15 protein-coding genes and 2 tRNA genes are annotated in these 15915 nt (G+C 40.8%); 4 read left to right on the top strand and 13 right to left on the bottom strand.

Going from position 1 to position 15915, the window contains the following annotated elements:
• Window position 1 precedes the first annotated feature (1 nt).
• Window positions 2–538, bottom strand: a complete 537-nt coding sequence (locus EKM65_RS00175; RefSeq protein ID WP_125604308.1) for a dCTP deaminase/dUTPase family protein — start codon at window positions 536–538, stop codon at window positions 2–4.
• A 254-nt stretch (window positions 539–792) separates the two neighbouring features.
• On the opposite strand from EKM65_RS00175, the gene EKM65_RS00170 reads away from it, so the two are divergent.
• From EKM65_RS00170 to EKM65_RS00160, 3 genes are all read left to right on the top strand, one after another.
• A complete protein-coding gene (locus EKM65_RS00170) occupies window positions 793–1092 on the top strand; it encodes a GNAT family N-acetyltransferase (RefSeq protein ID WP_125604306.1) in 300 nt (99 codons plus the stop codon).
• Window positions 1092–1778 carry a ribose-5-phosphate isomerase RpiA gene (gene rpiA / locus EKM65_RS00165; protein ID WP_125604304.1) on the top strand — a complete coding sequence of 229 codons (687 nt, stop codon included), beginning with the start codon at window positions 1092–1094 and terminating at the stop codon, window positions 1776–1778. The genes EKM65_RS00170 and rpiA overlap by 1 nt, the downstream gene beginning before the upstream one ends.
• 148 nt (window positions 1779–1926) lie before the next feature.
• Window positions 1927–3273 (top strand): C1 family peptidase, encoded by a 1347-nt coding sequence (locus tag EKM65_RS00160; protein WP_125604302.1) that lies wholly within the window; start codon window positions 1927–1929, stop codon window positions 3271–3273.
• 1027 nt (window positions 3274–4300) lie between these two features.
• Here the strand turns inward: EKM65_RS00160 and EKM65_RS00155 are convergent.
• Together EKM65_RS00155 and EKM65_RS00150 are read right to left on the bottom strand one after the other, a co-directional pair.
• A complete protein-coding gene (locus EKM65_RS00155) occupies window positions 4301–4984 on the bottom strand; it encodes a 2,3-bisphosphoglycerate-dependent phosphoglycerate mutase (protein ID WP_125604300.1) in 684 nt (227 codons plus the stop codon).
• A gap of 13 nt (window positions 4985–4997) precedes the next feature.
• Window positions 4998–6701: a M3 family oligoendopeptidase gene (locus tag EKM65_RS00150; protein ID WP_125604298.1), complete on the bottom strand. Its 1704-nt coding sequence runs from the start codon at window positions 6699–6701 to the stop codon at window positions 4998–5000.
• A 202-nt stretch (window positions 6702–6903) separates the two neighbouring features.
• Between EKM65_RS00150 and spxB the strand changes: the two genes are divergently transcribed.
• Window positions 6904–8640, top strand: coding sequence for a pyruvate oxidase (gene spxB / locus EKM65_RS00145; protein ID WP_125604296.1), 1737 nt, complete (start codon window positions 6904–6906; stop codon window positions 8638–8640).
• A gap of 112 nt (window positions 8641–8752) precedes the next feature.
• Here the strand turns inward: spxB and EKM65_RS00140 are convergent, their stop codons facing one another.
• From EKM65_RS00140 to EKM65_RS00095, 10 genes are all read right to left on the bottom strand, one after another.
• On the bottom strand, window positions 8753–8986 hold the full coding sequence (locus EKM65_RS00140; RefSeq protein WP_125604294.1) for a DUF2187 domain-containing protein: 234 nt from the start codon (window positions 8984–8986) through the stop codon (window positions 8753–8755).
• Window positions 8987–9075: 89 nt separating this feature from the next.
• Window positions 9076–10800: an ABC transporter ATP-binding protein gene (locus EKM65_RS00135; protein WP_125604292.1), complete on the bottom strand. Its 1725-nt coding sequence runs from the start codon at window positions 10798–10800 to the stop codon at window positions 9076–9078.
• A gap of 1 nt (window position 10801) precedes the next feature.
• A complete protein-coding gene (locus EKM65_RS00130) occupies window positions 10802–12550 on the bottom strand; it encodes an ABC transporter ATP-binding protein (RefSeq protein ID WP_125604290.1) in 1749 nt (582 codons plus the stop codon).
• A 270-nt stretch (window positions 12551–12820) separates the two neighbouring features.
• Window positions 12821–12893, bottom strand: a tRNA-Gln gene (locus EKM65_RS00125).
• Window positions 12894–12898: 5 nt separating this feature from the next.
• Window positions 12899–12970, bottom strand: a tRNA-Glu gene (locus tag EKM65_RS00120).
• A 75-nt stretch (window positions 12971–13045) separates the two neighbouring features.
• A complete protein-coding gene (locus EKM65_RS00115; protein ID WP_125604288.1) occupies window positions 13046–13228 on the bottom strand; it encodes a hypothetical protein in 183 nt (60 codons plus the stop codon).
• Complete coding sequence (locus EKM65_RS00110) at window positions 13221–13547, bottom strand: hypothetical protein (protein ID WP_125604286.1); 327 nt, start codon at window positions 13545–13547, stop codon at window positions 13221–13223. Before EKM65_RS00110 ends, EKM65_RS00115 begins: the two co-directional genes overlap by 8 nt.
• Before the next feature lie 210 nt (window positions 13548–13757).
• Window positions 13758–14387 carry a superoxide dismutase gene (locus EKM65_RS00105; RefSeq protein ID WP_125604284.1) on the bottom strand — a complete coding sequence of 210 codons (630 nt, stop codon included), beginning with the start codon at window positions 14385–14387 and terminating at the stop codon, window positions 13758–13760.
• 167 nt (window positions 14388–14554) lie between these two features.
• The gene (locus EKM65_RS00100; protein ID WP_125604282.1) at window positions 14555–14938 is read right to left on the bottom strand and encodes a DUF956 family protein; all 384 of its coding nucleotides are present in this window, start codon (window positions 14936–14938) and stop codon (window positions 14555–14557) included.
• 47 nt (window positions 14939–14985) lie between these two features.
• Window positions 14986–15909, bottom strand: coding sequence for a PTS system mannose/fructose/sorbose family transporter subunit IID (locus tag EKM65_RS00095; protein WP_125604280.1), 924 nt, complete (start codon window positions 15907–15909; stop codon window positions 14986–14988).
• Between the last annotated feature and the right edge of the window lie 6 nt (window positions 15910–15915).

Raw genomic sequence — 15915 nt, 5'->3', positions numbered from 1 at the left:
ACTACTTACCTGATGAACCAAATCCACCAACACGCTCTGCTGTGACTGGTACCTCATTATCAGCCTTTAAATACTTCATAAAGATTCCCTGACCAATTCGTTCACCTTTTTTGATGACTAAATCACGTGGTCCTAAATTAACTAACTGAAAAAAAATCTCGCCTTCATTAATCTGATTATTATAGTAATCAGCATCAATCACACCAACACCATTAGGCAACACTAAGAATCTTTTGAATGGATTACTGGAACGATTGACTAACAAGAGCACTTCATCATCAGCCATCTTTGCCTTAATTCCTGTTGGCACCAAGTATGGTCGAATTGTTGACTCAACTTTTAAATAATCTTTAGTTGTTAGCTCATGTTCATTATTGATTTTACGAAATAACTTAACGAAATGTAACTTCCAAATTGATGGCAGTACAAAGTCTTCAGCTGCAGCAAAATCATAACCCGCTGCATTTTTTGTTTGTCTCGCTGGCAAACTCACGCCTTGATCGGCATATTTTGAAACAACCTCGAAACCCCTTAACACGCTTTTTCAACCTCTCTTTCTATAGCATAATCATACCTTATTTTGCTGGATAAAAACGAACTTTTTAGTGAATTTATCCAAAATTCGGCGAAAGTTTAACTTTTTTCTTATTACGACCTAAATCTTTATTTTTTTAACGATCTTTTCGCCACGAAATACGAATTTTTTAGGTTAATCAATGGCTTGCCTGTTACATTTACGGTAAGATATAAGCATCAAGACAGAAAATACGATTAGACGGAAGGAAGATCAGGATGGAATTCCAATACGAACCTGGCAGATTTTTTAAATTAGACGATCAGCAAAACTTGATTGCCGAAGTAACATTTCAAACTGCGGATGATAAACCCGTTTATATTTTAGATCACACTTTTGTTGATCCATCTTTACGTGGTCAAGGAATCGCGGGACAGTTAGTTGCCGCCGTTGTGGAACTAGCCCGCACTAATCATCAGCAAATTATTCCTCTTTGCTCGTATGCGCGTCAGGCATTTGACACTAAACCAGAATATGCTGACGTTTACTATCACAATCCTGAAGGAGCAAATTATTAATGAACATGAATCAATTAAAGAAATCCGCCGCCGTTCAAGCCGCTAAATTTGTCGAAGATGGCATGATGCTTGGTTTAGGTACTGGTTCAACGGTTTATTATCTAGTCGAAGCCGTTGCCAAGCGCGTTCAAGAAGAGAAGCTACACATTGTGGCAGTTTCAACTTCATCACGAACTGCCAAACAAGCCAGTGAATTAGGAATTAAAGTGATTGATCTTAATGATGCACCAACGCTCGATTTAACCATTGACGGTGCCGATGAAATCGACGAAAACTTCCAAGGAATTAAAGGTGGCGGTGCGGCGCATCTCTTAGAGAAAATCGTTGCCACTAATTCTAAACGTAATATTTGGATTGTTGACCAGAGCAAGCTGGTTAAAAAACTAGGTTCGTTTCCCTTACCGCTTGAGGTCATTCCTTTTGGTTGTGAGAAACTTTTCCAACGCTTGACTGCTGAAAATCTCCATCCAGAATATCGTCTTGATGAAAATGGTCAACGCCTCCGCACACATAACAAAAACTTCGTCATTGATCTGCACATGAGTGCTATTGAGCATCCCCATATTTTAGCTGATTGGTTAGATCATCAAACTGGGATTGTTGAACATGGCCTTTTCTTAGATATTGTTAATCAAGTCGTGGTTGGTAAAGAAAACGGCGTTGAAATTATTAATGCACCGCGTTAATTTTAATGATGCCAATTAGTCAAGTTTATCGGTTAATAATGAGAAACTTTGGCGATAATTTGCTATTTTTATTAAAATATTATTAGACTATTTCTCAATAAAGCGTTAGGATATTATTTGTAACTATTTAGAATTTGGAGGTTCGTTTATGAGTAAAGAAATCACTACTGCAAACGTCGCGAAGTTTGCTAAAAACTTTGCCGACTCTGCTAAATCAAATGCAATCGCTAATACTGTTGCTCGCAATGGTATTGATGCATCAAGTCGCAACTTAGGCGCAGACGTTGCCATGACACCTAACTTCTCTGTTGAAATTCAGACTGGCGATGTTGCCAACCAGAAACAATCCGGTCGTTGCTGGATGTTTGCCGCATTGAATACAATGCGCCACCCATTACAAGATAAATTCTCCCTTAAAGGCTTTGAATTATCACAAAACTACACTAACTTCTGGGACAAATTTGAAAAATCAAACTTCTTCTTAGAAAATGTCATTGACACAGCCAACTTGCCACTAGGTGATCGTAAAGTTGATTTCTTAATGGCAACACCACAACAAGATGGCGGCCAGTGGGACATGCTCTGTGCCTTAATCGAAAAATATGGTTTGGTACCTAAGTCAGTTATGCCCGAAACTTACAACAGTTCTCGTTCAATGGAATTAAATGCAACTTTAAATACTAAATTGCGTAAAGACGCTGTTGAGTTGCGCGCTTTAGTTGCTGCTGGCAAGAGCGAAGCTGAGATTAACACTGCTAAAGAGACAATGTTAGACGATGTTTATCGTATTTTAGTATTCACTCTAGGTAAACCACCAGTTGAATTCGATTGGGAATACACTGATGATAATCATCAATATCACATTGAAAAAGGCTTAACACCCAAGTCATTCTACGACAAATACGTCGGTATGGATTTGGAAAACTATCTTTCAATGATCAACTCACCTACTGCTGACAAACCATACGATCACGTTTACACTGTTGATTTATTAGGTAATGTTGTCGGCGGCCGCCAAGTCCGCCACCTGAACTTAAAGATTGCTGACTTCAAAGCATTAGCTGTCAAACAATTACAAGCAGGTGAAACAGTTTGGTTCGGTTCTGATGTTGGTAAATCTTCTGATCGTAAAGAAGGTATTATGGCAACTGACGTTTACGAAAAAGACGACTTACTAGGTGTTGACTTATCACTGACTAAAGCAGAACGTTTAGACTATGGCGAAAGTTTAATGACACACGCCATGGTTTTAACTGGTGTTGATTTAGTCGATGGCCAACCAACTAAGTGGAAAGTCGAAAACTCATGGGGTGACAAGGCCGGTAACTTCAAAGGTTACTTTATCATGAGTGACGCTTGGTTCGACCAATACGTTTACCAAGTCGTTATTAACAAGAAATTCCTTTCTCCTGAACAATTAAAAGTTGAAGAAGCAGAAAAAGACAATCCAACTGTTTTGAAGCCTTGGGATCCAATGGGTGCCTTAGCACTTTAATTCAAAACTAATTTTGATCTAGTAATGAAGGTTAACCTTCATTACTAGATTTTTTTATTTGGTCGCGCATTGATTATCCCAGCGAAACGAAAACCAAAATTGTTTTGTTGTCGTTCTTCGCACTTACGCAAAGATTGCATATGGAACGTTGCGCGTTGCCGTGAGGAAAAATAAATACTTTCGCTGGAACGTGGTGGACACTGTGGATTAAGACAGTGGCAACTAAAACTGTTTTGTTGTCGTTCTTCGCACTTACGCAAAGGTTGCATACAAGTGTAACAAGTATCGTGAGGGAAAATAAATACTTTCGCTGGAACGTGGTGGACGCTGCTTGAAGCCAATTTTTTCAAAATTGTCTCCAAGACAGGTCTTGTTGTAACAGCTAAAGCTGCAACAACAATCTCACCACTGAGCGGTATTTATTTTCCCTCACTAAACAAACAAGCTGGCAACCTTTGCGCAAGCGCTGAATTAACATGTAGTTACACTACCATCCAATTTTTAGAAACACAAATTTGCAGTTAAATCACACCATATCTCGTTTATCAGTGCCGGAGGGAAATCGCGGTCAGCCGCGGAATTCTTGTTGGTGGTTTACCACTTACAAGAAAGTTTGTATTTGAGACAAATCGGGCTTTGATTTGGCTCAAATCAAACTCGCAGCGTTCCACCAGCGTATTTCCCGCAGGCACGGAGAACAGCAATATGACAGTTCTAGGGTTCACCGCTCTCAATAAAACTCACATTCAAAACAAATCGGGCTTTGATTTGGCTCAAATCAAACTCGCAGCGTTCCACCAGCGCATTTTCTGTAGGCACGAAGAAGCGCAACACAACAGTTCTAGGGTTTGCCGCTCTCAATAAAGCTCACATTCAAAGCGAATCGGGTTTGATTTGGCTCAAATCAAGCTTGCAGCGTTCCACCAGCGTATTTCCTGCAGGCACGAAGAACCACAACATCACAGTTTAGGGTTTTACTATCAAATCCAGTGCACAAAAAAAGCCTGCATTTCTGCAGACGATATTTTTAGACAGAACTGGTCAAAATTGTTTTGTTGAGAATACGTAAATGGGAATCGTAGTCATAAACAATGGGTTCGCCATTATCAACTTCAACGCCATCAATTTTATCATCAGGAATTGCTTCTAAATATTTCAACAATGCCCGTAATGTGCTGCCATGTGCCACAATCAATTGATCATGACCGTCTAAAAGTTGTGGTGCGATTTGATCTTGGAAGTATGGCATCACCCGCTGACTAGCCATCGCTAAACTTTCAGCAAGTGGTACACTGCGTGAATCTAAATTAGCATAACGCCGATCATGATCCGGTTTTGACAACGCGGGCGGAACGGCCGTGTAACTGCGACGCCACAAAGCAACTTGATGCGCACCATATTCTTGACGTGACTCATCTTTATTATGCCCTCGCAAAGCACCGTAATGCCGCTCATTCAACCGCCAAGTCTTATAGATCGGTAGATAAAGCCAATCCAAATCGTCACAAATAATATTGGCCGTTTTGATAGCACGTATTAAAACCGACGTATGCACCGCAGTCGGCTGAAATGAAATTTGCCGTAATAGTTGGGCCGCTTCATGAGCCTGCGCAATGCCACGTTTAGTCAAATCCACGTCACTCCAGCCGGTATAAACATTATCAGCATTGGCGGTACTTTCACCGTGTCGAACTAAAACTAATTTAACCAAAATAAAACCTCTTTTAACGTAACTGTTCTTCACTAATACCAGCTAATTGTGTCTTAATCTTCGCCACAACATTTCGAATCGTATCCGGTGCAAATGGACTTTGTAAGTGGCCTAAGTCAATTAATTCAGCAAAAGTTTGTTTGCCCCCTGCTTCAGCCATCGCCAAGTAATCTGGCCAAGCAGCCGGATCATGGTCAAGATTAAACCGTTGCCAGAATTCAAATGCCACCACTTGTGCCAAAGTGTAATCAACATAATAAAAAGGCACTTCAAAAATATGACTTTGACGATACCAATATAACCCTCTCTCCAACTCAGGAACTTCTGAATAATCACGATTAGGCAAATACATTTTCTCTAGACGTCGCCAAGTTGCTTTACGTTGTTCAGGTGTCATTTCTGGATTTTGATAAACTTCTGTTTGGAAATGGTCGACCAACGCCCCATATGGCAAAAACGTCAAAGCACTAGCCAGATGATTATACTGATACTTCAACGTTTGTTGACCGAAGAATTTATCCAGCCACGGATAAGCAATAAACTCCATGCTCATTGAGAAAATTTCGGCACCTTCATTGGTTGGAAAAATGCATTCCCAGGCATTAGTATCACGTGCCTGATAAGCTTGAAATGCATGACCAGTTTCATGAGTCAACACATCAACATCACCGGAAGTACCGTTGAAATTAGCGAAGATAAACGGTGTTTCAAATTGCGGAATAAATTCACAGTAGCCACCACTTTGTTTGCCATGATGACTTAATAAATCCAAATTATGATTACTGATCATCATTTGGAAGAAATTTCCCGTCTGCGGCGATAATTCATGATAAAAGTCATTCGCAGCTGCGACGAGTTCATCAGCAGTACCTTTGGGCGTGGCATTACCACTGGGAAATACAAAATTCTCATCAAAAAATTCTAACTTGTCCAAACCTAGACGTTGTTGCTGGCGCTGCTGAATTTCTGCAACCACCGGTACAACCTGTTCTAGAATTTGTTGCCGATAATTCGCAATTTCTGTCTCACCGTAATCAAAACGATTCATCAAATCCAAACTCATTTGCGCATAATCGCGATAATTGAGATTGTGGGCGATTTCAGTACGAACCTTAACCATTTGATCATAAATCTCATCAAGTTCAGTTTCATGGGCCACGTACCATTGGGTTGTTGCTAGCGCGGCTGCTTTGCGCTTAGCACGATCTGGATCACTACTAAACTTATTCATCTGTGGTAGTGTATAAGTTTCACCCGCAAATTCAACTGTGGCAGACGCAATCAACTTAGCGTAACGGCTTGTTAATTTATTATCGATCTGGTGTAAGGGAATATTCTTGGCACTAAAAGTTTTCACTTGATTCGCGGCAATTTTGAATAAGGTTGCCGGAAAAATACGCTGAAGTTCTTCTTGGAAAGGCGACGTTACTAACAATCGATAATAATCGGCTACTAGTTCATCATACTTAGGACCGTAATCATTCCAATAATCATTCTCAGCATTATAAAAGGCATCTAACGTATTCACACTGAAGCGAATCGTGGCTATCATCTGTTGTGAGGTTATGCGTTGATTAAGCTCGGCGATTAATAAGGCGGCTTGCGTAGCAGTTAGCGGATCATCTGCTCGTTCAAAGGCAGCCAACAACTGGCGATACTGATGCTTAACCCGATCGTATTCAGGTCGTTGATAAGGTAATTTAGAAAAGTCTGTCATGCTATTGCTCCGATCTTACCTAGAATTGGTCTTTTTTTACTCTTAACTATTATAGCGGATTTTAGAAACTGGTGCATCCCTGCCCAAATGCTTTCGGCCTAAATTAACTAATATTTAGTTAGTACCAAGTATAAACGTTTGCATTTTATTTTTACCGGCTCTTATACTGAAGATGATTTAAAAAGACATTGGAGGGATCATCATGGTTAAAACAATTAAGTCTGGTATTGCCATGGTTAAAGTACTTGAAGATTGGGGTGTCGATCATCTTTACGGCATTCCTGGCGGCTCATTTAATTCAACGATGGATGCTTTATTCGAACAACAAAATAAAATTAAATATATTCAGGTTCGTCATGAGGAAGTTGGTGCCATTGCCGCATCCGCTGATGCTAAAGTAACCGGTAAAATTGGTGTGGCCTTTGGATCAGCCGGTCCAGGTGCGACCCATTTATTCAACGGCCTCTATGATGCCAAAATGGATCATGTCCCTGTTTTAGCCTTAATTGGTCAAGTTGCGACGAATACGATGAACACCGATTACTTTCAAGAGCTAAACGAAAATCCGATGTTTGCTGACGTGTCTGTTTATAATCGAACCGTCATGACTGCAGATCAATTACCTAAAGTGGTCGATCAAGCGATTCGCCGTGCTTATCAAGCCAAAGGAGTTGCCGTCGTGACAATTCCAGTTGACTTAGGCTGGCAAGATATTCCGGATACATTTACCTCAACTGCTGCTGATTACCGCGTTAGCTATCCCCAACCTACTGATCAAGATGTTGACGAGACAATTCGTCTTATTAAAGCAGCCAGGCACCCTATTCTTTATATTGGCTTAGGTGCAACCGGTGCATCAGCAGAAGTTCAAAAATTTGCCGAGATGTATCAACTACCGATTACTTCTTCAGCATTGGCAAAAGGCATCGTGCCCGACAGCAATCCAGCATATTTAGCTTCCGCCGGCCGTGTTGCAACTAAACCAGCGGTGGAGGCGTTGCGTGCAGCTGACTTAATTCTATTCATGGGTAGTGATTACCCATTTGGCGATTACTTCTTCAAACCTGACGCAACTTTCATTCAAGTCGACATTAACTCGGCAGAATTTGGCAAACGTCACCGTGTCGATTTGCCAATCCTAGCAGATGTTAAAGCCACTCTGCAAAAATTAATCGCACACGGTGAGAAGCAACCAACTACGAATTGGTACAAGGCTAATCTGGCTAACAATCAAAACTGGCACAATTGGATCAAAGCGATGGGCCAAATTACGAAAGCTCCTTTGCGCGTTGAACCTATTTTTAAGGAAATCAATCGGATTGCCAAAAAAGACGCCGCTTTTATGATCGATGTGGGTAACGTCACCATTGATAGTTTACGTTTGTTAGAGATGAATCCTAAACAAATTTTCAAAACTTCAGGTTGGTTTGCCACTATGGGCTTTGCCTTGCCTGCTGGCTTAGCGGCACAATTAAGTTATCCGCAACGTCAAGTTTTTACGATTAGTGGCGATGGCGGTATGGCGATGGTCGCTCAAGATTTAATTACCATGGCTAAATATCACTTACCAGTTATTAACATTGTTTTGAGTAATGAATCGTTTGGCTTCATTAAGGCGGAGCAAGACGATACCCATCAGAGCCACTATGGTGTTGACATTGCCGGTGTTAACTTCGCTAAAGTGGCGGAGGGCTATGGTGTTAAAGGCTTCGAAGTTACCAACCACGAGCAATTAGTTGCGGCATTCGATTATGCTAAAACGACGACTGAACCAATCTTGATTGATATTAAAATTGCCGACGAACGGCCATTACCTGTCGAACAATTAAAACTTGATCCAGAACAATTCAGTGCTGCAGAAATTACAGAGTTCAACCGAACTTATCATTCCGAAGACTTAATTCCCTTTAGCCAACTTCTTAAGCAATATCAAGCTTAACCAATAAATCTGGCGTTAACAACAGCAACAGGAATGAGCACAGTAACATCAAAAAAGGAGCCGAGATTTTATGTCTCGGCTCCTTTTTGCGACGTATTTTATTCGATCGATCTTATTTGACAGCACGAATATGCTTGAACCCAACAACCGTTTTATTCTGTAAATCGGCGACAACTTCATCATATTTGTCTTCATATGAGTCAATTGAAACCAATGCAGAATTATCATAAAGTTTCGTAACCGTACCCTTAAAACTTAATGGCACTTCTGAGCTTTTACGAACGGAAATCTTCTCACCAATTGCAAAAGCTGGCTTTTCTTCTGGTACTTCTGTTTCTTGTGCCATTTAATCAACTTCCCCTGTTCAGAATTTTACCTAACAAGTTATAACATGTTTGGCCGCAAAACTCAATCAATCATCTCTGAAATGTTCCGCTAATCTTCAAACTGACTATGATATAAGCGCGCGTAATAGCCGTTCTGTGCTAATAATTGACGGTGATCCCCTTGTTCAATTACGTGACCATGGTCCATGACTAGAATTAAATCGGCTTGACGAATTGTCGACAACCGATGGGCAATCACAAAGCTGGTCCGTCCCTGAGTTAATTTGTTAAAGGCTTGCTGAATTTTCGCCTCTGTATAAGTGTCAACATTGCTCGTTGCTTCATCAAGAATTAACATCGGTGGATTAGCCAACATCACACGGGCAATGGTTAGTAGTTGTTGTTGCCCAACTGATAAATTATTATTTTCAGCATTGAGAACTGTTTCGTAGCCCTGTGGCAACTTATCGATAAATTCAGCGGCACCACTTTCTTGTGCGGCCTGTTTAATTGCGACCATACTGGCAGCGGGTCGTCCGAAAGCAATGTTATCGCGAATCTTCCCACTGAATAACCACGTTTCTTGCAGAACCAAACCATATTGTCGGCGCAAGTTTTCCCGTGTTAATTGACGAATATCGAGACCGTCTAACTTAATCGTGCCACCAGTAACATCGTAAAAACGCATCAACAAATTAATCAACGTCGTTTTACCCGCACCGGTTTCGCCAACAATTGCAATTTGTTGGCCGGCGTCAATCTTAAGATTTAGATCAGTAATCAAATGCTGCTGTGGTTCATAACCAAAGTCAACCTGATCAAACTCAATATTACCAACAACCTGATTGATTTGTTCTGGCTGCACTGGATCAGCAGTCTCTTCTGGGAAATCAATAATATGAAAAAGCCGTTTAGCCGAAGCAAAAGCAGATTGGAATTGGCTGGTCAAACTGGTTAAGTCACTGAATGGCTTGCCAAAAATGGTCGCAAAAATTAAAAAGGTTGAAATTTCACCAATCGTAATTTGGCCGCTGATTGCGCGCAACCCGCCAGTTAAGCCAATTAAAGCATACATCACGTTATTAATGAAACGTGCCGTTGGATTGGCAAATGAGGCAATAAATTGTGACAAGAAACCAGTTTGATAAAGTTGCTGATTGCGCTTTTGAAATTCTCCTTGAGCTTGCTCTTCATAATTGAATGCTTGAATCGTCTTTAAGCCAGCAATCGATTCTTCAGCAAAGCCGTTAAGATCACCTAAGTCATCGGCCTGCAATTTGAAATAATGCTGTGATTTCTGCGTTAGAATTTTCGCCGTGAGGTAGGACAATGGTGCTGTAATGAGCACCATTAGCGCCATCAGCCAATCCAAATCGAACATCACGATAATTGCCCCAACGATTGTAAAGATCGCTTGAATCGAAATTAACAACCCTTGAAGCGCACCATCTGAAATTGTTTCAATATCATTGACGAAGCGACTGGTAATATCGCCATGCGGATGTGTATCAAAAAAACGAATTGGTAAATAATTCAGTTTGGCGAATAAGTCATGACGTAATTGATTGACACCTTGATAAGCAATCTCGTTAGTTGACCAAGTCGCCAACCATAATGAAATATTACCCACCACGTATACAAAAATTAGTAACATTACATCCTGCGTCAAGACTGTGAAATCAACTTGACCGCGACCAACTAACTGATCAATTGTTCGTCCGACTAATACTGGTGCCGACAAATTGCTTAACACCGAAATAATAATCAAGACCGTTGCCAGAATTAAACGCGTTTTCTGATCAAAATAATTTAGTAAACGTTTGATAATTGCCATGCTACTCACCTGCCTGATCTTGGTCGAGCTGACTGGCAACCAACTCTTGATAATAATGATTGTTTTTTAATAAGACATCATGTTTATCAAACCCGACGACGCGACCATTCTTCAAGACTAATACCCGATCAGCGTGCATAACCGTACCAACCCGCTGTGAAATAATCAGGGTGCCTTGTAACCAACGTTGCTGCCGCAAAGCTTCACGGAAATGGGCCTCAGTCAAATAATCAAGTGCACTCGTCGCATCGTCCAACAATAACAGCGGTGCCTTTTTAGCAAGTGCTCGCGCAATGGCCAGACGCTGACGCTGCCCGCCGGAAAAATTCCGACCGTCACGCTCGACCGGTGCGTTTAAACCAGCAGCTTGTTGTGTCACAAATTCTGTTGCCTGTGCGGTAGCCAAGGCTGCCAATAAATCAGCCTCGCTCGCATTTTCATTACCAAACCGTAAATTACTAGCAATCGTACCCGAAAATAGTTGCACCTGTTGTGGTACCACACTAATTAAACCGCGTAACTGTTTCAGTGACAGTTCATTAATATCCTGTCCCAATAATTTAATCTGACCGGCAGAAGCCTGCTTCAAACGTGGTAATAAATTAATTAAGGTTGACTTACCAGCACCAGTACCACCAATAATACCGATGGTTTCACCACGATTCATAGCGAAACTAATATTTTCTAGAATGGCATCACTTTTTTGCATATCCGCAGCGTCGGCAAAAAACGAAACCGACTGATATGATAAAAGTGGCGCAACCGTTGTTGTTAAATTCTGATTGGTTGACCTTGTCGAGACAATTGCGGGTTGAGTTGCCATAATTTCGTTAACCCGAGCGGCCGAGGCCATCGCCTTAGTCAACAAGATTACCAAGTTAGATAACATTAAGACGGCCGATAAAATCATGTTGACATAATTAATAAAGGCTAGAACTGTTCCTTGATCAAGCGTCCCAGTATTAATCCTTGCACCACTAATCCAAAGAATGACCACTGTCATTAAATTAACCACAGTTGCAGTTAGCGGATTGTACAAGGCTGACAACCGGCCAATTTTTAAGCCTGTTGCCGTTTGGTCATCGTTACCTTGATTAAATTTAGTGGTCTCGGTATCAGTTTTGGCAAACGCACGAATGACCCGCACACCAGATAAATTCTCTTTAACAACTGCTGAGAGATGATCCAACTGTGACTGATAGCGACGGTACAGTGGTGACATGCGCGTCGTCAATAGGTAAACGACTAAACCCAAAGCTGGTGTGGCAATTAATAAGATCAACGCCAAATGCCAGTCCATGATAAAAGCCATTAACAATGAACCGATAATCATAAATGGTGCTCGCGAAACCTGGCGAATTGACATGGCAACCCATAATTGCATTTGATTGACATCATTCGTCAAGCGCGTGGTTAAAGTTGCTGCGCCAAACTCGTCTTGTTGCTGATAGGATAATTGCGTGATGTGTGCAAACAAACTTTGCCTTAAATCAGTTCCATAGCCTTGTGCGGATCTAGCCGCGAAATACTGACAAACTGATGCGGATAATAACCCTAAGACGGCCATTCCGACCATTAACAATCCGTGTTGCACGACAAATTGTGCCCGGTGCGCTTTTACCCCTTGATCGACAATCACCGCCATCAAACTAGGTAATAATAGTTCACAGACAACTTCCACAAATTTAAAGAGTGCGCCCAATGTTGCTTGGCGCCGATAAGGAATTAAAAATCGGCGTAACTTCCACATAGTATCCTCCCTTAAAATGAATGCTATTAATAGTTTACCGCCAATACCGATTAATTTCAGGCAATCATGAGCAATCCCACAGAACATATGGGAATTTTAAAGAAATAATACCGGTAGTGAAATTTACCGTCCGATAAAAAAAGCCATCCATTATCGGATGACTTCTACACCGTTTTCACACCATAGAATATTTTATGATGAAATATCATGATAGCAAAACGTTGATTTAACGGAATTTGTAATTCCACGCAACCCCATGAAACCTATCTATTGGGATACTAGGGTTCGAACCTAGAAATTATGGATTCAGAGTCCACCGCCTTACCAATTTGGCTATATCCCAATGAATCACCCGTACGAGAATCGAACTCGTAACTCCACCTTGAGAGGGTGGCGTCTTAACCATTTGACCAACGGGCAATATTAATAAGCACAAGAAATAGTTTAACGTATCTGAAAAAAATCGTCAAGTTATTTTTGTGTACACAACGAAAATTAGTGAATTAACCAAGCAAAAATAAGCATGATCAGTAACACCACGATGGTTATTATTAAACTGGCCAAAACAACATAGCGCAGCCAATTCCAATCAACTAAGCGTTGCAAAATCAACAACGAAATCGTCAACACAATCAGCGAAATTAACAATTGTTGAGACCAATGCCCCAATTTACTCAAACGAATACTCCACTAAATACAAACCTCGATCAGTCAAGTGTGAGCTCGTTAACCAAACATCTTGATAAGATTGTGGGGTTGGATCCTTAGTTTGCATGAATAAACGGTTCAATAATAACTGATTTTTTTGCACAAAACTTGGTGCCAAGCGAACTACATGCAAGCGCATCGGTGGAAATAAGTTTGCATCTTCAAAATCCACTAACTTATCCGAAAAAGCATAGGTAACTTGATTAGCATAGACACGCGGTTCGCGAACCACATTAGCATTATTTAAAACGAACGTGATTAATTTTTTGGCGATTTCTTGATTTTGCATATGATAACCTCTTTATTTTAAATTGTACCACGAATTAAAATCTGCGCCAAAAAAGAGACTAAGCTAACAGTTACGCCGCTGAGTTTAACCGTCAATTCCCTTTCTATGCGATTCAACTCAGCGGTACATCATACAAAAATAGCCCAGAACAGCTTTTTATTCTAGGCTAATCACGTTTAAGCGGTATTTTTTTCACTTCGACGCTGTCAATTATACCTGTAGATAAGTCATTTGTTGATCACGCCACGCTTCATCAACGAATTGCCAATTAATTAAGTGCCAAAATGCAGCTAAATAATCGGGACGACGATTTTGATAATTCAAATAATAAGCGTGTTCCCAAACATCGACACCTAAAATTGGCCGCACTCCAACACTGATTGGATTATCTTGATTAGCTGTGGAAATAACCTTGAGCTTGCCAGCACGATCAACAACTAACCACGCCCAACCGGAACCAAAACGCGCCAGCCCAGCATTAATAAATGCCTTCTTAAACTCATCAATGCTGCCAAATGTCCGACTAATTTCATCTGCCAATGCAACTGGGATCGTTTGATCTTGGGCAGGTGTCAACCATTGCCAGTAAAGGGTATGATTCAAATGACCACCACCATTGTTTGAGACGGCAGCACGAATTGCTTCCGGAACAGTATCTAGGTGAGATAATAATTCTATTAATGGTCGTTCGGCAGTCTGTGGATCTTGAGCCAATGTCGCGTTCAAGTTACTAATATAAGTTGCATGATGTTTATCATGGTGCAAATGCATTGTCTGCTCGTCAATCAAAGGATCTAAATCGCCATAACCATAGGTCAAATTTGGCAGTTGATAAACCATCTTTATTGCCTCCTTCTTATTGCTTTTTGATAAGTTAAGCATACCGAGATGTTTACAACTAGCGCAAACTTAATGCTTCACTACGCAGAAATCGGATTATTTTGAGCCGACATAAAAAACAGGGGCTGCAAAAATTGCAACTCCTGTTGACCAAACTAAATTTAGTTTTACGCTTTATGACGACGGTGTGTTAATCGAGCAAAACTGTTCTTCAACACATCCCACATACTCAACGACCGGACAATCCTTTTAGGATCAATGTATTGACGAATCGTTCGCAATACTTTTTTAGGATTCTTAGACGCGAATGAATATGTTCCATTTTTTTTGGTTCTGAGTGCATAACGAGGAATCCAACGACCACCAAAAACGAGGGAAACAATGACATAATCAACCTCATCCCAAGGTATCTGAATATATTTATTGAGGTTACGATTATTAAAAAATTCAAATCCTTTATCGCCAATCATAATCTTGCCATATTCAGCGGTGCCGAGAAAAGATGTTGCATCAACGACAAGATCTACTTTTGAATTAATTGATTCGACCAATTGAATCCCCCACTCTCAAATCTAGTACTAAATTTAAAGACGTTGTTTTACATGAAACCAATCACGTGGAAGACAACACCAAGTACGAACAGGCCCAAAATGATGACGATTGGTGAAACTTTCTTCTTCAATAACCACATGCAGAAAAAGGTTAACAATACGGCGGCAAGACCAGGAATTAAACTATCCAAATTATCTTGTAAAGTCGTCACCTTACTGGCAGTCAACGATAAACCAGAAGCTTGTTGTTGTAAGGCTTCTCTAATACCGGCAGTTCCCTTTGGCAGAGAATTCCAGTCGATATAAGCACCTTTAGCCAATTTAACCGTTGAAACGACTGGTGTAAACTTCACCGTCACCCAACGATTAATTAAAGCTCCCAACACGAACATACCAACAATCGAGGAACCTTTCGTCACGTTTTGCAACAATGTACCCGAAATATCATCAGAAATTGCGGATCCAGCACGATAACCAAACTCTTGTGTATACCACATGAAGGCCATCCGGATTAAGTTCCAAGCAACGAAATAAATGATTGGTCCTAAGATATTGCCGCTCATAGCCAAAGAAGCAGCTAAGGCACCAATAATTGGTTTAACCGTGAACCAGAATACTGGATCACCAATACCTGCTAACGGCCCCATCATACCAACTTTAACACCCTGAATTGTGACATCATCAACAGGTGCACCATTAGCGCGCTCTTCTTCAAGTGCCAGGGTAACACCAAGAATTGGTGAAGCTAAATAAGGATGCGTGTTAAAGAATTCCATATGACGCTTCAAAGCAGCAGCACGATCATCTTTAGTTGTGTAAAGTTTCTTTAACGCGGGAATCAATGAATAAGCAAAGCCCGCGTTTTGCATACGTTCATAGTTCCATGAACCTTGAAGAAAAGTTGATCGCCAGAAAACAGAGAGACGATCGCGTTTACTTAACGTGATTTTATTTTCATTTTTTTCAGCCATTATTTT

Origin of the sequence: Lapidilactobacillus bayanensis, from assembly GCF_003946695.1 — a bacterium.
GTDB classification, from domain to species: domain Bacteria; phylum Bacillota; class Bacilli; order Lactobacillales; family Lactobacillaceae; genus Lapidilactobacillus; species Lapidilactobacillus bayanensis.
Note: the sequence above shows the minus strand (reverse complement) of the source record. Positions and strands in the feature narration are given on the sequence as shown.